We start from the raw sequence: 19,569 nt of genomic DNA, 5'->3' as shown, positions 1-19,569 counted from the left end.
CCGGCGCGCCGTGGCTCAGCCCGCGGCTTCCTTGCGGCGGGCGCGGTACGCGGCCACATGCAGACGGTTCCCGCAGGTGCGGCTGTCGCAGTAGCGGCGGGAGCGGTTGCGCGAGAGGTCGACGAAGGCGCGCCCGCAGTCCGGGGCCTCGCAGCGCCGCAGCCGCTCCTGCTCGCCCGCGACCACGATGAAGGCCAGCGCCATCCCGCAGTCGGCGGCGAGGTGGTCGGCGATCGAGGCGCCGGGCGCGAAGTAGTGCACGTGCCAGTCGTAGCCGTCGTGGTCGGTCAGCTGCGGGGTGGTGCCCGCGGCGGCCACGAGCTCGTTGACCATCTCGGCCGCACTGCGGGCGTCGGTCGCCGCGAAGATCTCCGCGAACCGGCCGCGGACGTCCTGCACGCCCTTGAGGTCCCGGTGGCCCAGCTCACCCACGCCGCTGATGTCGTGCCCGCGCGCGAACTCGTACAGCGCGGCGACGTTCGCGAGCCCGTCCCCCTGGTCGGTCTCCGGTGCGGTGTTCACCAGATCGACGACGGTGTCGAGGGCGATCCTGGTGTCGTGGGGAATCAGCACGATTCGCTCCCTGGCCTGCTGCGGGCGGGTCCCCGCCGAATTGCGCTGACTCTAGCGGTTCGCGCCGGGAGCGCATCGGCGCCGTCACCGCGCTGGAATGCGCGGTGACGGCGCCGATGTCCGCCGTATGAGGTTGTCCGCGCGGCGCCGTCTCCCCGAGTAGGACGGCGCCGTGCAGCTCTCTGCCTGGCTCAGCTTTCGGCCAGGATGTGCGAGAGCTCCGTGTCGAGATCGAAGTGACGATGCTCGGTGCCGGGTGGCACGGCTGCGTCGGTCCGCTTCAGGAACGACTCCAGGGCCCGCGCCGGGGCCTCGAGCAGTGCTTCGCCCTCCGGGGAGCTCAGCGCGATGCAGACGACGCCCTGGCCATGACTGCGTGACGGCCAGACTCTGACGTCGCCCGTGCCGGTGGGCCGGTGCAGCCCCTCGGCGAGAAGGTCGCGGGCGAAGACCCACTCGACCGTCTCTTCGGCTCCGGTGTGGAAGGTGGCGTGCACGGCATAAGGATCGGCCGTGTCATACCGCAGGCCCGCGGGTACAGGCAGTGAAGACTCGCTCGATACAACGAGGCGCAGGTGCAGCTCGCAGCTGACCGTGGTGTTCATAAGCGCCAGGGCCTTTCGCTCAGTGTGCGCTCGGGGATTCGCACGTCGGCGAAATCGACATGCCACCTACGGTGCCGTTGTAAACCCCTCTGACCGTTTTGTGATCCTTCATGTCGCTCGTACGGCGGTGTATTACTTTGCGTCATACGGCCATTCCGGTGACGTCACCCGATCCGGTACGTTTGGGTCCATGAATGCGGAGAGTGACGAGCGGGGGAAGGTCACGGCAGTGGCCTCCAACCCCGTGACGGGGGACGTAACGGCGCCGGAGGGGGCCGAGCCGGAGCTCGGGTCCCGTGCGCCCCATTTCATCAAGCGGTCGAAGCCGCTGCACCTGAGCTGGCAGGTCGGTGTCTTCGTGGTCGGCCTCGCGGTCGTCGGCGCCGGCATCGTGATGCTGCCGCTGCCGGGACCCGGCTGGCTGGTGATCTTCGGCGGCATGGCGATCTGGGCGACCGAGTTCGTCTGGGCCCAGCTGGTGCTGCGCTGGACCAAGCGCAAGGTCACCGAGGCGGCACAGAGGGCGCTCGATCCCAAGGTCCGCCGGCGGAACATCATCCTCACCACGATCGGTCTGGTGATCATCGCGGTGCTGGTCGGGATCTACGTCTGGAAGTTCGGCTTCGAGATGCCGTGGAAGATCAAGGAGTGAGACGGAAAGGGTCGGGGACCCTCCCCCGGCGCGCGGCCGGGGGGACCCCTGCCATGGGGTAATGTTTGCGATGCGCCCGGGCGATTAGCTCAGTGGGAGAGCGCTTCGTTCACACCGAAGAGGTCACTGGTTCGAACCCAGTATCGCCCACCCCGACCGAAGGCCCCGAAGACCCAACAGGTCTTCGGGGCCTTCGGCGTTGCCGCCTCAGTGCATGCGGCCCAGGGACTCGCGCAGCCTGCGCGCGTCACGCAGCCGCTGCTCGTACGTGGCGCCCACGGCGAGGAGCAGAAGGCCCGCCAGCGCGGGCGGCAGCCAGCGCGGCAGCGCACCGACGACCTGGACGACGTAGGGCGCCAGCTCGTGCAGCGCGTCCAGGGCGAGGACCGCGCCGCCGAGCACCAGCAGCGCCTGGAGACGCAGCCGGGCGCCGGCCAGCGTGATCGCGAGCGCCACGGCGCCCAGCAGCAGCGGCCGCAGCCAGTGCTGGTCGCCCCAGGCGGCGACCAGGCTCGGCAGCAGCGTGACGGCCAGCCCGGGGCCGTACGCCGGCCACGAGGAGGCCTCCGGGTCGCGGCGCCGGCGCAGTACGCCGATGGCGAGCGCGGGGATCGTGACGGGCAGCGTGTACGCCTCCGGGGTGGAGACGCCCGACGCGGCCAGACGCACCCAGGTCGCCAGGACGAACAGCACCGTCGCGGTGGCGCCGGCCGCGATGCGGCGCTCGGGCCGCAGAGCTGTGCCGGCGGCGATGACACCGCAGAGCGCGAGTACCAGGGCGAGAGCCGGCCGGTCGCCGGCGGCGAGGGCGATCGCGAGGACGCCCGCCGCCGCTCCCGTGCACTCCAGGGGCAGGGTGACCGGGTGCGTGCCGAGCCGGGCGGCGAGCAGCGCGACGGCTGCGGGCACCACAAGGATCAGCAACGCTGCCTGATGGGGCGGGAGTTCGGCGGCTCCGGCGAGCGCGCCCAGCAGGGCGGTCGTGAACACGGCTGCCGCACAGGCCAGTACGGACCTGATCGCGGCGCCGGTCCGGGCGACGACCGCGGCCACGGTGAGCGCGGCGACGAGCGTGCCGAGCACGGTGAAGGTCGCCGGCCGGGTCGCGAGGGCCAATGCCGTGACGCCGGCCGCACCGGCGAGGCCGCAGGCGAGCGCGATGGCGGCGGTGGTGGGGGAGCGCCGGGCGGCGATCGCGAGCATGCCGAGCGTGACGGCGAGATGGACGGCCACGGCGAGGCCGTACCCCAGCCCGAAGGCGGGCGGCGCGACGACCAGGGCGGCCCAGCCGAGTGCCAGCGCTCCGCCGCGGGCCAGATCGCGGTGGGACGGCCGGGCCGCGGCGGGATTGCCGGTGCCGGGCACCCAGGCGCCCCACGGACCGGCGCCGGATGCGTCCTGCCCGCCCGCGGCCATGCCGGGACGGTCCGATGACGCGGGTCGGTCCGCGCCGCTGGCCTTGTCGTCGGCTCCGGACCGCACCTCGTCGGGAGCGGTGCCTGCCGCCGGACCGGCGGCGGAAGAGCCGGGCGCCGGGTGAGGGCGGGCCGAGGAGAGCGGTGCGTCCGGGGCACGCCCGTGCGCCGTCGCGGCAGCGGAGCCGGCCGGCGGCGCGGGAAGGTCCGGGCGACGCGAGAAGAGCACCAGCACGCCCGCGACCACGAGCAGGACGACCGGCGCGGACGTCAGACCCTCCGCGGGGACGTCCGCGCCCAGGGAGGCCCGGGCGTCCGACGGGGCGCCCGACCAGATGTCCGGCAGCACCGACAACGGGCCCGCCAGGGTGACCAGCAGCAGCGGCAGTGTGGCGAGGACGGCCAGGCCCTGGACCGCGGCCGACGCGTAGACGGGGCCCGGCACCAGACGTCGCGGCAGAGGCGAGCGGACGACGCCCAACAGGGCCACCGCGCACAGCAGATAGGTGAGAATGCCCCACCCCTCCACCTCCGCCGCAACCGCAGCCCGTACGACACCGCCCGCACCGGCGATCAGTGCGAGGCCGGCCACCACCGACGCGGCGACCGTGGCCGCGGGCACGCGCCACGCCGTGAACATCGCGACACCGGCCGCGGCCGTGAGCAGCGCGGCCGGCGGGAGGGCCGCGACCGGTCCGGAGGCCGTCACCGACTGTCCCAGGCCGAGCAGCAGCGCCCCGCCGCCCGTCACCGAGGCACCCACCAGGGCGATCCCGCGGATGGTGTCCCGCTTCACCCACACCGCGGCCGCGACATCGAGCGCGGCCGTTGCCAGCAGCGCCCACTGAATCGGCGGCGCGCCCGCCGATCCGGTCAGCGACCAGAGCGACAGCGGGAGTTGGGCGGTCACCGCGGCGACCGGAAGGGGTGTGCGCAGCCGGGGCAGTACGGAGGCGTACGCCGTCCAGGCGGCGGTGAGAACGGCCGCCGCCGCGGCCGAGTAGCCGAGCCCGTCCGTCTCCGGCAGTGCGACCGCGTGCAGTGCGTAGGCGTCCAGCACCATCAGCACCATCCCGAGCGCGGCCACCGACTCCGCGGTCGAGGTGAGGCCGCGGCGCACCAGCAGGGCCGGGGCGGCGAGCGCGGCCACGGTGACGACGCCGAGCACGGCCGACCGTCCGCCGATGCCCATGTGACCCCAGCTGACGAGCGTGAAGGCGATCGCCGCGATGGTCAGCAGAATGCCGCCCAACGTGAGCAGCAGATTCTGCACGTTCGGCGGTGACGTCTCGGCGGGTGGTGCGGCGAACCGCCGTCCGCCATGGGCCCATGCGCCCTGTGGCGGTGCGGCGACGGGCCGGATCAGGGTGAGCAGCCAGGCGCGGCGGGCCAGCAACTGGGCCCGGCGGGCGTCCAGTCGGGCCAGCTCGCGGTCGAGTATCGCCAGTTCCTCGGCGGGTGGCGGAACGTTGTCCATGTTCGGAGTGTGGCCCCGGCCACAGTGACGGACATGCGCGCGCGTACTCAGATCGCGTATGAGTACCGCTCCGGCCTGCTTCCCGGGGGCAGACTTGAGCCATGAACTGGTCTCACTACCGTTTTCGGAGCGTCTGGGATCTCGGGGCCGCGCCCGCGGCCGTGTTCGCGGTGCTCGAACGCGCCGAGGAGTACCCGCGCTGGTGGCCGCAGGTCCGCGAGGTGATCCCGCTCGACGAGGCGAGCGGTACCGCGCGCTTCCGCTCGTTCCTGCCGTACGACCTGTTCGTCACCGCCCGCGCCCTCCGGAGCGATCCGGCGGGGCTGGTGCTGGAGATCGGTCTGGAGGGCGACCTGGAGGGCTGGGTGCGCTGGACACTCGCCCCCCGCGGGGAGGGCACCCGCGTCGTCTACGAGCAGGAGGTGGAGGTACGGAAGCCGCTGATGAGGCGGCTGGCGCTGCTGTGCCGTCCGGTCTTCCGCGCCAACCACGCGGCGATGATGCGCGGTGGCCGCCGCGGACTGGCGGCGTACCTGCGGACCTGCTGAATGAGATTTGAAGGCAGGCGGCCGGGGCCTGTATGGTTCAGTCCGTTCCCGGGCGATTAGCTCAGTGGGAGAGCGCTTCGTTCACACCGAAGAGGTCACTGGTTCGAACCCAGTATCGCCCACCGGGATAGGCCGGTCCGTCATCGACGGACCGGCTTCTCTGTTGTACGGGGCCGTGCCCCGCGGGCGTACGCGTCAGGCGGCGGCGGGCAGTTCGGGCCGCAGCGGCCAGGCCGGGTCCACCAACTCCGGGGTGCCGCTGCGGGCGAACCACGCCTGAAGCCCCCGCGCCTGCGCCGCGTGCCACACCGCCTGGAGCGTGTGCAGCTCGGCCGCGGACAGCCGCTCCGTCCGGGTGGCGAAGCGGCGGCCCACCGCACGGGTCACCTCCATCGCCGCCAGGGCGTCGGCGGCCGCGTCGTGCGCCTCGTCGAGCACCACCTCGTACTGCGCGCACAGATCGGTCAGGGTGCGCTTGCCCTTGCGGTAGCGGTCCAGGTGTTTGTCCAGAACCCGCGGGTCGAGCACGCACAGCGGCTTGTTCTCCAGATAGCGGGCGAGCGACGAGGCGCGGTGCCGTCGCAGCTCACGGTCCAGCATGGTCAGATCGAACGGCGCGTTCATCACCACCAGCGGCCGGGACGCGGCGCACTGCTCGGCGAGGGTGCGGGCTATCTCCTCCATCACCGGTGCCGGCCAGCGGCCGTTGCGCTGAAGGTGGTCGTCGGTCAGACCGTGGATCTCGGTCGCCCCGGGCGGTACGGGAACGCCGGGGTTGACCAGCCAGCGGGTGACACGCGGTCGCCCGCCCGCCATGTCCTGCACGACGACCGCCGCCGACACGATGCGGTCCTCCTCTACGTCGACTCCGGTGGTTTCGGTGTCAAATGCGGCCAGCGGGCCGTCGAACCAGTGCGTCATCCCCGAACTCCTCGCACACGTCTGGCAGATGGAGAAAACCCCTGCCCGAATCCGTGATACCCGGGCCGTTTGCGCTGTACGCCGGGCGGTGACAACACAGATGACAGACAAAGAAGTTGACGCTCTGTCGTCTGGACTTCGATTCAGTACCGCCCGGAAGGCACGAAGAGCAATGGCTCTCCCGCAGCCCGAATTTGGGGGTACCTCCCGTGCCGAAAGTGTCGGGGGAGGGCTGCTGTCCCCACGGACGGCACCACTGCGCGGCTCACTCGCCACCACCGCCTGCATGGAGACCCTCCAGGTGGGCTATCTCCACGCCGTCGCGGCCGCGGCCGGATGCTCGCTCTCCCAGCCCTTTCCGGACAACGGCATCGACTGGCACGTCAGTCACAGCTCGGCCGGTCACACCGTCGACGACGAGGTGACGATAAAGGTGCAGTTGAAATGCACCTATCAGATCCCTCCGCATCCACCGGGTCCCGCTTTCTCCTTCACGCTCGACAACGACCATCTGGTGAAACTGGCCCGCACCCCGGTGTCCGTACACAAGATCCTCGTCGTGATGCTCGTTCCGCGGACCCAGGACGAATGGCTGCGCGCCAGTCATGACCGGCTCGATCTGCGCCACTGCTGCTACTGGACCAACCTGGCCGGCCACCCGGTGACGGGCAGGCGCAGGACCACAGTGCGGATCCCGACCTCACGGATCTTCGACGACCGTGCGCTCTGCGAGATCATGACGCGGGTCGGGGCGGGAGGGAGACCCTGATGCACCGGCCCTTCGACGAATCTGTACGCCCGCATCCGACCGCGGCGGTGCCAGGACCCTGGTACGGCGGCGAACCGGATCCCGCCCAGGTCGACCCCGTCGTCCTGGGCGCGCTGCTCGACCGGCACGGCTGGCGGCGCCGCGGGGGAGCGGCGGGCCGCTATGCCCGCTGGACACCGCCCGGTCCGGCCGTCGGCGGCACCAGTCTGCTCGTGCCCGAGAGCAGGTCCTTCCCCGACTGCGAGGACCTGCTGTCCGAGGCGCTCATCGCGCTCGCGCGCAGTGCCGCCCCCTCGGCCCGCGAGGTGCTGGTCGGTCTCACCCTGCCGAGCGACGAGGTCCGCTGGTGGCGCGATGTGCCGCAGGGGCCCTCGGGCGCCGCTGCCTGGACCGTGCAGGAGCAGATGCGCGCGGCCGCCCGGCAGATGCTGCTCGCGGGCGCTCTCGCGGCCCGCGGCCGGGCCGGTTACTACGGCGCGCGCCACCGCCGGCAGGCTCACGCCTCGCTCGAAGGCGTGCTGGTCGGGCCCGCTCCGGGCGGGCGCAGCCTCACCGCCTTCGTGCCCGTGGCCGGTGGCCGTGCCGTCGTGGTCCGCCTCCATCACGCCCTCCAGGCGGCCCGCGAGGCCACCGACTACCAACGGGCCACCGGCGGTATGGAGGCCTTCGACCAGGCGGTCGAGCTGGGTGTCAGCCGCGAGCTGACCGAGGCCGTCATCGCGCTCGTCCGCGGTTCGGAGGGGGCGCGGATCGAGCTGGCGTGGTCGCCCGCGGCCGGGGTGCCCGACGGGTGCGCGCCCGTCAGCGAGCCGGTGGAGTTCTCGCCCGGGGACCTGCCCGCCCTGCGGGAGGCGGGGGCCCGCTATCTCCAGGACGAGCCGTCGGTGCCGGTGCGGATCACGGGCACGGTGATCCGGATGCGCCGCTCGGGGCCGCGGGGTCCGGGGACCGTACGGCTGCGGGTGCTGGCCGGGGCGGAGGTTCCGCACATCCGGGTGGCGCTGGAGGAGGACGCGTACCGCACGGCCGGCCATGCCCATCTCGTCGGCCTGCCCATCCGGGTCGTCGGCCGGCTGGAGAGCCGGGGCGGTTTCCGCCGGCTCACGGACGCCACGAATGTGACGCCCGTCCAGGTCGACGACGCCGAGCGGGACCGGTTGATGAAGTCGCTCCACGAGAATCTGGACTTCTTCGAGGACGCCTGCGGCGCGGGCGAATGACGGGCGGGGCCTGAGAGCAGGGGGCCGCGGCGACGGTGGAACCGTTTAGCGGGCGGCCCCCTCGGCTCGGTACGATTCAGGCGCGCGCAGTGTCCACTGCCGCAGCCCCCTCAGTCAGGAGAGACCGGTGTCAGACGTCCGTGTGATCATCCAACGCGATTCCGAGCGGGAAGAGCGCGTGGTGACGACGGGCACTACGGCTGCCGAGCTCTTCACCGGTGAGCGCACCGTCGTCGCGGCGCGGGTCGCCGGTGAGCTGAAGGACCTCGCCTACGTGGTCAGGGACGGCGAGGAGGTCGAGCCCGTCGAGATCTCCTCCGAGGACGGTCTGAACATCCTGCGCCACTCCACCGCTCATGTCATGGCGCAGGCCGTGCAGGAGCTCTTCCCCGAGGCGAAGCTGGGCATCGGCCCGCCGGTCAGGGACGGTTTCTACTACGACTTCGACGTCGAGAGGCCCTTCACGCCCGACGACCTCAAGGCCGTCGAGAAGAAGATGCAGGAGATCCAGAAGCGCGGTCAGCGTTTCTCGCGGCGTGTGGTGAGCGACGAGGCGGCCCGCGAGGAGCTGGCCGGCGAGCCGTACAAGCTGGAGCTCATCGGGCTCAAGGGCTCGGCGTCCTCGGACGACGGCGCGGATGTCGAGGTCGGCGCCGGCGAGCTGACCATCTACGACAACCTCGACGCCAAGACCGGCGAGTTGTGCTGGAAGGACCTCTGCCGCGGTCCGCACCTGCCCACCACCCGCAACATCCCGGCGTTCAAGCTGATGCGCAACGCCGCCGCGTACTGGCGCGGCAGCGAGAAGAACCCGATGCTCCAGCGCATCTACGGCACCGCCTGGCCCTCCAAGGAGGAGCTGAAGGCGCACCTGGAGTTCCTCGCCGAGGCCGAGAAGCGCGACCACCGCAAGCTGGGCAGCGAGCTGGACCTGTTCTCCATCCCGGAGCAGATCGGCTCGGGCCTCGCGGTCTTCCACCCCAAGGGCGGCGTCATCCGCCGGGTCATGGAGGACTACTCGCGCCGCCGGCACGAGGAGGAGGGGTACGAGTTCGTCTACACCCCGCACGCCACCAAGGGGAAGCTGTTCGAGACCTCGGGCCACCTGGACTGGTACGCCGACGGCATGTACCCGCCCATGCAGCTCGACGAGGGCGTGGACTACTACCTCAAGCCCATGAACTGCCCCATGCACAACCTGATCTTCGACGCACGCGGCCGGTCCTACCGTGAACTGCCGCTGCGCCTCTTCGAGTTCGGCACCGTGTACCGCTACGAGAAGTCGGGCGTCGTGCACGGCCTCACCCGGGCCCGCGGCTTCACCCAGGACGACGCGCACATCTACTGCACCAGGGAGCAGATGGCGGACGAGCTCGACTCGACGCTGACCTTCGTGCTGAACCTGCTGCGCGACTACGGTCTGACCGACTTCTACCTCGAACTCTCCACCAAGGACCCGGAGAAGTTCGTCGGCTCCGACGAGGCGTGGGAGGAGGCCACCGAGACGCTGCGCAAGGTGGCCGAGAAGCAGGGTCTCCCGCTGGTCCCGGACCCGGGCGGCGCCGCCTTCTACGGTCCGAAGATCTCGGTCCAGACGAAGGACGCCATCGGCCGGACCTGGCAGATGTCGACCATCCAGCTCGACTTCAACCTGCCGGAGCGCTTCGACCTGGAGTACACCGGGCCGGACGGCACCAAGCAGCGTCCGGTCATGATCCACCGCGCGCTGTTCGGCAGCATCGAGCGCTTCTTCGCGGTGCTGCTCGAGCACTACGCGGGTGCGTTCCCGGCGTGGCTCGCTCCGGTCCAGGCGGTCGGCATCCCGGTCGGCGACGCCCACATCCCGTATCTCCAGGAGTTCGCCGCGGAGGCGAAGAAGAAGGGCCTGCGGGTCGAGGTGGACGCGTCCTCGGACCGGATGCAGAAGAAGATCAGGAACCAGCAGAAGCAGAAGGTCCCGTTCATGATCATCGTCGGTGACGACGACATGAACGCGAACACGGTCTCGTTCCGCTACCGCGACGGTTCGCAGGAGAACGGCATCCCGCGCGAGGAGGCCCTCGCGAAGCTGGTGCAGGTCGTCGAGGACCGCGTCCAGGTCTGACCGAAGGTCTACGGCCGCAGGCCGTCGGAAGCCCCCGGGGTGCCCCCCGGGGGCTTCTTCTCTTCGGGCCTCTGCTCTTCGTCCTGCGCGAACGTCTGCAGCAGCCAGGACGAGAACGACCCCGTCACCGCTCCCAGCAGCGCGACGCCGCCCACCATCATCCCCACCGCCACCACGCGCCCCCGCGGAGTCACCGGCGTCATGTCGCCGTAGCCGACCGTCGTCACGGTCGAGGAGGTCCACCAGATCGCGTCCCCGAAGGTCTTGATCGTCGCGTCCGGCGCGTTGTGCTCGTCGTGGTAGACGCTGAGCGCTCCCGCGAAGCCCAGCAGCAGCGTCGACAGCCCCGCGTACGCGATCACCCGGGCCTGCAGAGGCAGCCGGGCGTGGGTGTGGCGCCGCTGCACCGCCTCGTAGATCTTGACGATCCGCAGGGGCCGCAGCAGCGGCAGCACCACGACGATCGCGTCCATGAGGTGTCGGCGGACGAACGCGAGGCCCTCACCGCTCAGCACCCAGCGCACCGCGTAGTCCACGACGAACAGTGCCCACGAGGCATAGGTGACCGCCTCACAGAGGGCGTACCAGCCGGACGGGAGGTTCTCCGCGAGGACCCGGACCGTGAAGGAGGCGAGGAAGAGCGCCGAGGCGGCGAACATCGGGATCTCGATACGCCGCTGCCAGCGCTCCTGCGGGCTTTCGTCGGTCATCGCCCCAGCATCGCGGGGTGCGTCGTGGGCAGCCCCCGGCGACACGCCCCATACAGGCGAAGCCATATGCTGCACAGCATGACCAGTGAGCCGGAGCAGCAGATCGGAGTGGGGACGCCGGACGCGTTCCAGCGTCTGTGGACGCCCCACCGGATGGCGTACATCCAGGGCGAGAACAAGCCGACCGGCCCCGGCGCCGAGGACGGCTGTCCCTTCTGCGCCATTCCCGCGAAATCCGACGAGGACGGGCTGGTCATCGCCCGCGGCTCGCACGTCTACGCGGTGCTCAACCTCTACCCGTACAACGGCGGGCACCTGATGGTGGTGCCATTCCGCCATGTCGCGGACTACACGGAGCTGGACGACGCGGAGACCGCCGAACTGGCGGCGTTCACCAAGCGGGCCATGACCGCGCTGCGCAACGCTTCGGGCGCGCACGGCTTCAACATCGGCATGAACCAGGGCTCCGTCGCCGGCGCCGGGATCGCCGCGCATCTGCACCAGCACGTCGTGCCGCGGTGGGGCGGGGACACCAACTTCATGCCGGTCGTCGGACACACCAAGGTCCTGCCGCAGCTGCTCGCCGACACCCGCACGATGCTGGCGGAGGCCTGGCCCGCGTAAGGGCTGTACGACAGCCGCCGGGCCCTTCGCGAAGGGCCCGGCGTTCTGCTGTCCGCCGGCGTGCCGGGGCTGTCTGTCGTACGGGCGCTACGCGTCGTAGAGATCGGCCTTACGCGGCGTCGGGTCCTGGACGAAGCTGCTGACCACCATGGAGCGGTTCCCGAAGCGGTCGGTGTCCACGCCGTTCTCCTCCAGCACCCTGATCGCCGCCGCGTGCGCCACCCGCAGCACGGGGGTGGCGGCACGCATCGCGTCGTCGGCCATGAACCGGTGCCGCCAGGGCTGGTCCGCCCAGGCGTGCCGCAGTCCGAACGGCTCGGGGAGCACCAGCTTGCCGCCGAGGAAGTCGAGCAGCGGGGGGTACCAGGTGAAGGGTGCCCGCACCGCGAGGCGCACCACCTCACGGGTCTCGACCAGCGGAAGATGGCGGTCCACGGTCTCCCAGAAGCGGACCGTCTTGCTCACCGTCACGGTCTTGGGTGCGGGCTTGGTCGTGAACAGCGGGTGCACCGGCCCGAGAGCGTGACCGGTGACCTCGATACGCAGGGTCTCGTGGAGCACGGTGACCGTGATCATCATGGTGATCACCAACTGGCCGTCCCAGAGCGTGAACTGCACGCCCAGGTAGTGCCGGTTGCCACCGCCGAACTGCTGGTGGTTGCAGATGCGCTGTATCTCGTGGCCCTTGACCTGGAAGGCCTCCACGTCCTGGCCCTCCGGCCGCGCCACTTCCTTGGCGTTCTCGCCGACGGGGGAGACGATCCAGTGCTTGACCGACGGCTTGGGGAAGCCGCCCGAATTCAGCGGTCCGCGCTCCAGCATCTTCATCTTGTCGTGTATCGCGCGGACGACGTCCCAGCTGCGGAACTGGTTGATGTCCTTGCCCGGCTCCTTGGAGACCAGCTCCTCGGCCATCTGCCAGCTGCCCCACCGCGTGCCCATGCCGAGTATGCCCTTGGGGCCCGCGTAGAAGACCGAGTTGGACTGCTGCTCGGCGGTGAGCTTCTCCAGGCCTTGGCGCAGTTGCTCGCGCGCGGTCTCGTTCGGGTGTCCGGGGACGGCTTCGGGGACCTTGGCGCCGATGCCGCCGCCCGCGAGGAGCGCGTCCCAGCGGGCCCGCATGTCCTTGGCCGTCGCTTCGCAGACCCGCTTGGCGAGCATCCATCCCACGATGGGGGCGACGAGCATGACGCGCAGATACAGCGCCCAGAAGCCGCCGAAGGGCAGTTTGAACAGGAAGAGGGCGATCAGACCGCCGACGGCGACGAGCAGCAGGGTGCCGAGCGCCCCCGCGCTCTTGTTCTGGGCGCCCGCGAGGGTCCGGCGGAGCTGGAACACGGCCATCCACAGCAGTAGTCCGGGCAGGAAGACCAGCCCGAACAGCACGGTGATGCCGGTCAGTTTGGTGTCCCGCTCCTTGCGTATGCCGGTGGCCGCGAGGCAGTGCTCGACGACGGACTGCGGCTCGGTCCCGAAGGACTGGATCAGTGGCTTGCGGGCGCCCCCCAGCGTCCGTGTCTGCACGGCGCGCGAGAACGCCTCGCCCAGATTCGGCTCGAAGAGCGAGAACTTGCCCGGCTTCACGACGGACGTGTGCCATTCGTTGTTCGCCTTGAGGATCTCGGCCACCGGGCCGTCGCGGTACGCCGCCGAGGCGAGGGCATGCGTCGCCGCGGTCTGCCCGGCGGCGCCCGTGAGCGGCACCTGCGCCCCTGGACTGAAGTCGAAACCGTCGCTCGCCACTGCCGCCCCCTCGCCGCGCTGCATCCGCACTGCGGCCTGTTCCCAACTACCGTGCCCCGCACACCTGCTGAGCTGCGCAGCTCAGCGTATCGGGGGCGCACGGCATTCGTCACAGGACGGCCCGATGCCGTCCGCCGCACGGCCGCCGGCGGACGGCTCCGTCGCCTACGAGCCGTTCCCGCCCTGGCCACGCACCTTGTCGGCCACCTGCTGGGGCATTGGTTCGTGACGGGCGTACGCGCGGGAGAACTGACCCGTTCCGTGGGAGATCGAGCGCAGATCGACGGCGTACCGCCCGATCTCGATCTCGGGCACCTCGGCCCGCACCAACGTGCGTGATCCGCTGGTCTGTTCGGTGCCGACGACCCGGCCGCGCCGTCCCGACAGATCGCTCATCACCGGCCCGACGTACTCGTCCGACACCAGCACCTGCACCTCGGCCACCGGCTCCAGCAGATGGATGCGGACGTCCGCCGAGGCCTCGCGCAGCGCGAGCGCGCCCGCCGTCTGGAACGCCGCGTCGGAGGAGTCGACCGAGTGCGCCTTGCCGTCCCGCAGGGTGATCCGTACATCGACGAGCGGGTATCCGGCGGCGACGCCGCGCGCCGCCTGGGCGCGCACTCCCTTCTCCACGGACGGGATGAACTGCCGGGGGACCGCGCCGCCCACCACCTTGTCGACGAACTCGATGCCGGAACCGGCCGGCAGGGGCTCCACGTCGATCTCGCAGATCGCGTACTGGCCGTGTCCGCCGGACTGCTTCACATGCCGCCCGCGCCCGGTCGACTTCCCGCCGAACGTCTCGCGCAGCGACACCTGGTAGGGCACGACGTCGACCTGGACGCCGTAGCGGCTGCGCAGCCGTTCCAGGGCCACGTCCGCGTGCGCCTCGCCCAGACACCACAGCACGACCTGGTGCGTGGCCTGGTTCTGTTCCAGCCGCATCGTCGGGTCCTCGGCCACCAGCCGCGAGAGGCCCTGGGAGAGCTTGTCCTCGTCCGCCTTGCTGTGCGCCTGGATGGCCAGCGGCAGCAGCGGGTCGGGCATCGTCCACGGCTCCATCAGCAGCGGATCGTCCTTGGACGAGAGCGTGTCGCCGGTCTCCGCGCGGGAGAGCTTCGCGACGCAGGCGAGGTCTCCGGCGAAGACATGACCGAGTGGGCGCTGCTGTTTGCCGAAGGGCACGGAGAGCGCGCCGACGCGTTCGTCGACGTCGTGGTCCTCGTGCCCGCGGTCGGAGAGTCCGTGCCCCGACACATGCACCGTCTCGTCGGGCCGCAGGGTGCCGGAGAAGACACGGACGAGCGAGAGCCGGCCGACATACGGGTCGGACGCCGTCTTGACGACCTCGGCCACCAGCGGGCCGTCGGGGTCGCAGCTGATCTGCGGGCGGGGCGCGCCCGCAGGCGTGGTGACGGCCGGGGACTGCGGCTCCAGCGGGGTGGGGAAGCCGCCGGTGATCAGTTCGAGGAGTTCGACCGTGCCGAGACCCTGCTTGGCGCCGTCGGCCGCCGGGGCCGCGGCCAGGACCGGGTGGAAGATGCCGCGTGCGACGGCCTTCTCCAGATCGGTGATGAGGGTCTTGATGTCGATGTCCGCGCCCGTGAGGTAGCGGTCCATCAGGGTCTCGTCCTCGCTCTCGGCGATGATCCCCTCGATGAGCCGGTTGCGGGCCTCCTGAAGCAGCGGCGCCTGGTCCGGGTCCGGTGGCGTCTCTTTGCGCTCGCCGGAGGAGTAGTCGAAGATCTTCTGGGACAGCAGCCCGACCAGCCCGGTGACGGGTGCGTGACCATCGGGGTGCTGGGGCCCGTACTGCGGCAGATACAGGGGCAGTACGGCATCGGGGTCCTCGCCGCCGAAGATCTCTCCGCAGACCCGGGTCAGCTCCTCGAAGCCGGTCCGCGCCGTCTCCAGGTGGGTGACCACGATCGCGCGCGGCATGCCCACCGCGGCGCACTCCTCCCAGACCATGCGGGTCGCGCCCGCGATCGCCTCGGGTTCCTGGGCTGCCGAGACAACGAAAAGGGCCGCGTCCGCGGCTCGCAGACCGGCCCTGAGCTCCCCGACGAAGTCGGCGTATCCGGGAGTGTCCAGGAGATTGATCTTGTACCCGCCCCACTCGACGGGGACCAGTGACAGCTGTACGGAGCGTTGCTGCCGGTGTTCGATCTCGTCGTAGTCGGAGACGGTCCCGCCGTCCTCCACCCTTCCTGCCCGGTTGACCGCTCCCGCGGTGAGCGCGAGAGCCTCGATCAACGTCGTCTTTCCCGATCCGCTGTGGCCGACCAGCACCACGTTCCGTACGGATGAGGGCCGGTCGGCCGTCGCCGCCCTGCCGGCGGCTCCGGTGTGTCCACTCGCCTTGTCGCCCATGATTCTTGCCTCCCGATCGATTGCACGGTGAGGAGAGAGGGGCCGCGGGCGTACGAAGCCGTGACTGTGGCCTCCGGACGGCATCCAGGGGCAGCTCCGGCGGTGCCCGCAGTCGTCTTTCGAGCTTTCCACTCAGGTCACCATGCGTCCATACGTCATACGCCGCCGTGCGGGGCGGGTGCGCGGCGGTGGAGCGCTTCGGTCCTGGCTACGATGGGCCAGCCGGTGGCCAATGGGGCCGCCCGGCCACCGACCCTCGGGAAGGCCATGCTGAACAAGTACGCGCGTGCATTCTTCACGCGTGTCCTCACACCGTTCGCCGCATTTCTGCTCCGTCGAGGGGTGAGCCCCGATGCGGTGACGCTCGTCGGCACGGCCGGAGTGATGGCGGGTGCGCTGGTCTTCTTCCCGCGCGGCGAGTTCTTCTGGGGCACGATCGTCATCACGACGTTCGTGTTCTCGGACCTCGTCGACGGCAACATGGCCCGCCAGGCCGGTGTGTCGAGCCGCTGGGGAGCATTTCTGGACTCCACCCTCGACCGGGTCGCCGACAGCGCGATCTTCGGCGGCTTCGCGCTCTGGTACGCGGGCAGCGGCAACGACAACGTGCTCTGCGCCGTGGCGATCTTCTGTCTGGCGAGCGGCCAGGTCGTGTCGTACACCAAGGCACGTGGAGAATCGATCGGCCTGCCGGTCGCCGTCAACGGTCTGATCGAACGCGCCGAGCGGCTGGTGATCTCCCTGGTCGCGGCGGGACTCGCGGGTCTCCACGCCTTCGGCGTGCCCGGCATCGACATCCTGCTGCCGATCGCGCTGTGGATCGTGGCCGTCGGCAGCCTGGTGACCCTGGGGCAGCGGGTGGTCACGGTGCGCCGGGAATCCGCGGAGGCCGACGCCGCGGCGCGCGGAAGCGAGGCTGAGGCGACGTGATGCGCGACCGGCTGACCGACGGGCTCTACGGACTGGGCTGGAGCACCGTCAAGAAGCTGCCCGAGCCGGCGGCCGCCGCGCTCGGCAGGAACATCGCCGACATCGCCTGGAAGCGCCGCGGCAAGAGCGTGCTGAGGCTGGAGTCCAACCTCGCCCGCGTCGTCCCCGACGCGGATCCCGCGCGCCTCGCCGAGCTGTCGAAGGCCGGCATGCGCTCCTACATGCGGTACTGGATGGAGTCCTTCCGTCTGCCCACCTGGAGCGCCGACCGCGTCCGGGAAAGCGTCGAGATCCACGACATCGACCGTCTGATGGACGGCATCGCCTCGGGCCGCGGGGTGATCCTCGCGCTGCCGCACCTGGCGAACTGGGACCTCGCCGGGGTCTATCTCACCCGGGCGCTGGGCGTTCCCTTCACCACGGTCGCCGAGCGGCTGAAGCCGGAGACGCTGTACGACCGTTTCGTGGCCTACCGCGAGAGCCTCGGCATGGAGGTCCTGCCGCACGCCGGCGGCTCCGCGTTCGGCACCCTGGCCCGCCGGCTGCGGGCCGGAGGGCTGGTGTGCCTGGTCGCCGACCGCGACCTGTCGGCCAACGGCGTCGAGGTGAAGTACTTCGGCGAGACGGCCCGGATGCCGGCCGGACCCGCGATGCTCGCCCAGCAGACCGGGGCCCTGCTCCTCCCGGCCACGCTCTGGTTCGGCGACGCGCCGATGATGTACGGCCGCGTCCACCCGGCCATCGACGTACCCGAGACAGGTACCCGGGCCGAGAAGACGTCCTCCATGACACAGGCACTGGCGGACGCCTACGCCACCGGCATCGCCGACCACCCGGAGGACTGGCACATGCTGCAGCGGCTGTGGCTCGCCGATCTCGAGCCCCAGGAGGAGCGGACGTGAAGGTCGGCATCGTCTGCCCGTACTCCTGGGACGTACCGGGCGGCGTCCAATTCCACATCAGGGACCTGGCCGAACACCTGATCCGGCTCGGCCACGAGGTGTCGGTGCTGGCGCCGGCGGACGACGAGACACCCCTCCCGCCGTACGTGGTCTCCGCGGGACGGGCGGTGCCCGTCCCGTACAACGGCTCGGTGGCCCGGCTGAACTTCGGCTTCCTGTCGGCGGCGCGGGTGCGGCGCTGGCTGCACGACGGCACCTTCGACGTCATCCACATCCACGAGCCCGCGTCGCCGTCGCTGGGTCTGCTCAGCTGCTGGGCGGCGCAGGGGCCGATCGTGGCGACGTTCCACACCTCGAACCCGCGTTCGCGGGCGATGATCGCCGCGTATCCGATCCTCCAGCCCGCGCTGGAGAAGATCAACGCCCGGATCGCGGTCAGTGAATACGCCCGCAGGACTCTCGTCGAGCACCTCGGCGGCGACGCCGTCGTCATCCCCAACGGCGTGGACGTCGGCTTCTTCGAGGGCGCCGAGCCCAAGGCCGAGTGGCAGTCGGACAGCGCGCGCGACCCGGACGGCGGTGACGGGGGCCGGCGCGGCGGCACGATCGGCTTCATAGGGCGTATCGACGAGCCCCGCAAGGGTCTGCCGGTGCTGATGAAGGCGCTGCCGAAGATCCTCGCCGAGTGCCCGGACACCCGGCTCCTGGTGGCGGGCCGGGGCGACGAGGACGAGGCCGTCGCGTCCCTGCCGAAGGAGATGCGTGACCGCGTCGAGTTCCTCGGCATGGTCAGCGACGAGGACAAGGCGCGGCTGCTGCGCAGCGTCGACCTCTACATCGCGCCCAACACCGGCGGCGAGAGCTTCGGGATCATCCTCGTCGAAGCCATGTCGGCGGGCGCGCCGGTGCTCGCCAGCGACCTGGACGCCTTCGCCCAGGTCCTGGACCAGGGATCGGCGGGCGAGCTGTTCGCCAACGAGGACGCGGACGCGCTGGCGAGTGCCGCGGTCCGGCTGCTCGGCGACCCCGCGCGGCGGGCCGAGCTGCGGGAGCGGGGCAGCAAGCACGTACGCCGCTTCGACTGGTCGACGGTCGGCGCGGACATCCTCTCGGTCTACGAGACGGTGACGGACGGCGCCGCCTCGGTGGCGGCGGACGAACGGCCCGGCTTCCGCGCCCGTTTCGGCCTCGCGCGGGACTGAGCCCGCCTTCGAAGGGCTCCGCCGCCACGCTCCGGTGACGGCGGGCGCCCGGGCGCGGAACGCGCCGCGGGAGCCCTCGGACCGGGGCGGTAGCCTTGCCGCCCGTGACCGCAACCCTTATCTGGATCGTCGTCGGCCTCGTCCTGATCGGCCTGTATCTGAGCTGGACCGCCGGACGGCTGGACCGGCTGCACGCCCGTATCGACGCCGCCCGCGCCGCCCTCGACGCCCAGCTCGTACGCCGCGCTTCGGTCACCCAGGAACTGGCGACCTCCGGAGTGCTCGACCCGGCCGCGTCGATCGTCCTCTACGAGGCGGCGCACGCCGCCCGCCAGGCCGAGGAGGAGCAGCGCGAGGTCGCCGAGAGCGAGCTGAGCGCCGCACTGCGGGCCGTCTTCTCCGAGACCGTGCAGATCGAGGCGGTGCGTGAGGTGCCGGGTGGCGAGGACGCCACGCTGGAGCTGGCGCAGGCCGTGCGCCGGGTCCCCATGGCACGGCGGTTCCACAACGACGCGGTGCGTGCCGCACGCGCCCTGCGCCGTCACCGCACGGTCCGCTGGTTCCGGCTGGCCGGTCATGCGCCGTTCCCGCTGGCCTTCGAGATGGACGACGAGGCTCCGGTCGCGCTGGCGGACCGGCCGGGTACCTGACGTACCGGGCGTGGCGCGGTACTCGACGTACCCGTGGCGCGGTTGCCAGGCATGGCCGGGCACCTCACGTATCCAGGTGTGAAGGGGCCCTCCCCTTCACTCCAGCGGTGAAAACGATCCACCGGCTGTTCATTGGCCCTTGCAGTGGCCT

Annotated in this window: 17 protein-coding genes and 2 tRNA genes; 12 read left to right on the top strand and 7 right to left on the bottom strand. The window is 71.0% G+C overall.

The genetic code is table 11. The annotated features are described in order from the left end of the window. Positions 1 to 15 precede the first annotated feature (15 nt). Both ACQPWZ_RS06340 and ACQPWZ_RS06335 read right to left on the bottom strand, forming a co-directional pair. Entirely contained in the window at positions 16 to 573 is a 558-nt protein-coding gene (locus ACQPWZ_RS06340; protein WP_340472114.1) for a CGNR zinc finger domain-containing protein, read from the bottom strand. 191 nt (positions 574 to 764) lie between these two features. Then, positions 765 to 1,178 carry an SsgA family sporulation/cell division regulator gene (locus ACQPWZ_RS06335; protein ID WP_003959770.1) on the bottom strand — a complete coding sequence of 138 codons (414 nt, stop codon included), beginning with the start codon at positions 1,176 to 1,178 and terminating at the stop codon, positions 765 to 767. A 190-nt stretch (positions 1,179 to 1,368) separates the two neighbouring features. Here ACQPWZ_RS06335 and ACQPWZ_RS06330 point away from each other — a divergent pair, with 190 nt between their 5' ends. After that, positions 1,369 to 1,830 carry a TIGR02611 family protein gene (locus ACQPWZ_RS06330; RefSeq protein ID WP_340472113.1) on the top strand — a complete coding sequence of 154 codons (462 nt, stop codon included), beginning with the start codon at positions 1,369 to 1,371 and terminating at the stop codon, positions 1,828 to 1,830. Positions 1,831 to 1,908: 78 nt separating this feature from the next. Beyond that, positions 1,909 to 1,980 (top strand) — tRNA-Val (locus ACQPWZ_RS06325). A gap of 57 nt (positions 1,981 to 2,037) precedes the next feature. Here the strand turns inward: ACQPWZ_RS06325 and ACQPWZ_RS06320 are convergent. After that, entirely contained in the window at positions 2,038 to 4,722 is a 2,685-nt protein-coding gene (locus tag ACQPWZ_RS06320; RefSeq protein ID WP_433570864.1) for an SCO7613 C-terminal domain-containing membrane protein, read from the bottom strand. 101 nt (positions 4,723 to 4,823) lie between these two features. Between ACQPWZ_RS06320 and ACQPWZ_RS06315 the strand changes: the two genes are divergently transcribed. Beyond that, positions 4,824 to 5,270, top strand: a complete 447-nt coding sequence (locus ACQPWZ_RS06315) for an SRPBCC family protein (RefSeq protein WP_340472111.1) — start codon at positions 4,824 to 4,826, stop codon at positions 5,268 to 5,270. A 50-nt stretch (positions 5,271 to 5,320) separates the two neighbouring features. Next, positions 5,321 to 5,392: transfer RNA gene (locus ACQPWZ_RS06310), tRNA-Val, on the top strand. A gap of 73 nt (positions 5,393 to 5,465) precedes the next feature. Here the strand turns inward: ACQPWZ_RS06310 and ACQPWZ_RS06305 are convergent. Beyond that, positions 5,466 to 6,191 (bottom strand): 3'-5' exonuclease, encoded by a 726-nt coding sequence (locus ACQPWZ_RS06305; RefSeq protein ID WP_313947433.1) that lies wholly within the window; start codon positions 6,189 to 6,191, stop codon positions 5,466 to 5,468. 172 nt (positions 6,192 to 6,363) lie between these two features. On the opposite strand from ACQPWZ_RS06305, the gene ACQPWZ_RS06300 reads away from it, so the two are divergent. The 3 genes from ACQPWZ_RS06300 (at position 6,364) to thrS (ending at position 10,284) form a co-directional block, all read left to right on the top strand. After that, entirely contained in the window at positions 6,364 to 6,960 is a 597-nt protein-coding gene (locus tag ACQPWZ_RS06300; RefSeq protein ID WP_313947434.1) for a DUF4365 domain-containing protein, read from the top strand. Next, the gene (locus tag ACQPWZ_RS06295) at positions 6,960 to 8,180 is read left to right on the top strand and encodes a hypothetical protein (protein ID WP_340472109.1); all 1,221 of its coding nucleotides are present in this window, start codon (positions 6,960 to 6,962) and stop codon (positions 8,178 to 8,180) included. The genes ACQPWZ_RS06300 and ACQPWZ_RS06295 overlap by 1 nt, the downstream gene beginning before the upstream one ends. A gap of 127 nt (positions 8,181 to 8,307) precedes the next feature. Further along, a complete protein-coding gene (gene thrS, locus ACQPWZ_RS06290; RefSeq protein WP_340472108.1) occupies positions 8,308 to 10,284 on the top strand; it encodes a threonine--tRNA ligase in 1,977 nt (658 codons plus the stop codon). Between the two features lie 8 nt (positions 10,285 to 10,292). Here thrS and ACQPWZ_RS06285 read toward each other — a convergent pair whose 3' ends face one another. Beyond that, a complete protein-coding gene (locus ACQPWZ_RS06285) occupies positions 10,293 to 10,994 on the bottom strand; it encodes a potassium channel family protein (RefSeq protein WP_405568450.1) in 702 nt (233 codons plus the stop codon). A gap of 66 nt (positions 10,995 to 11,060) precedes the next feature. Between ACQPWZ_RS06285 and ACQPWZ_RS06280 the strand changes: the two genes are divergently transcribed. After that, positions 11,061 to 11,618 (top strand): HIT family protein, encoded by a 558-nt coding sequence (locus ACQPWZ_RS06280; RefSeq protein ID WP_313947438.1) that lies wholly within the window; start codon positions 11,061 to 11,063, stop codon positions 11,616 to 11,618. A gap of 87 nt (positions 11,619 to 11,705) precedes the next feature. Here ACQPWZ_RS06280 and ACQPWZ_RS06275 read toward each other — a convergent pair whose 3' ends face one another. Beyond that, entirely contained in the window at positions 11,706 to 13,361 is a 1,656-nt protein-coding gene (locus ACQPWZ_RS06275; protein ID WP_433570863.1) for a hypothetical protein, read from the bottom strand. 165 nt (positions 13,362 to 13,526) lie between these two features. Further along, complete coding sequence (locus ACQPWZ_RS06270; protein ID WP_433570862.1) at positions 13,527 to 15,734, bottom strand: elongation factor G-like protein EF-G2; 2,208 nt, start codon at positions 15,732 to 15,734, stop codon at positions 13,527 to 13,529. A 213-nt stretch (positions 15,735 to 15,947) separates the two neighbouring features. On the opposite strand from ACQPWZ_RS06270, the gene pgsA reads away from it, so the two are divergent. From pgsA to ACQPWZ_RS06250, 4 genes are all read left to right on the top strand, one after another. After that, entirely contained in the window at positions 15,948 to 16,664 is a 717-nt protein-coding gene (gene pgsA / locus ACQPWZ_RS06265) for a phosphatidylinositol phosphate synthase (RefSeq protein WP_383246637.1), read from the top strand. Then, entirely contained in the window at positions 16,664 to 17,566 is a 903-nt protein-coding gene (locus ACQPWZ_RS06260) for a phosphatidylinositol mannoside acyltransferase (protein WP_327685199.1), read from the top strand. The genes pgsA and ACQPWZ_RS06260 overlap by 1 nt, the downstream gene beginning before the upstream one ends. Beyond that, on the top strand, positions 17,563 to 18,768 hold the full coding sequence (locus ACQPWZ_RS06255) for a glycosyltransferase family 4 protein (RefSeq protein WP_340472102.1): 1,206 nt from the start codon (positions 17,563 to 17,565) through the stop codon (positions 18,766 to 18,768). The genes ACQPWZ_RS06260 and ACQPWZ_RS06255 overlap by 4 nt, the downstream gene beginning before the upstream one ends. 104 nt (positions 18,769 to 18,872) lie before the next feature. Beyond that, entirely contained in the window at positions 18,873 to 19,418 is a 546-nt protein-coding gene (locus tag ACQPWZ_RS06250; RefSeq protein WP_327685200.1) for a hypothetical protein, read from the top strand. Positions 19,419 to 19,569: the final 151 nt, after the last annotated feature.

The sequence above is a fragment of the Streptomyces sp. CA-251247 genome (genome assembly GCF_050952975.1).
Taxonomy (GTDB): Bacteria; Actinomycetota; Actinomycetes; order Streptomycetales; family Streptomycetaceae; genus Streptomyces; species Streptomyces achmelvichensis.
Note: the sequence above shows the minus strand (reverse complement) of the source record. Positions and strands in the feature narration are given on the sequence as shown.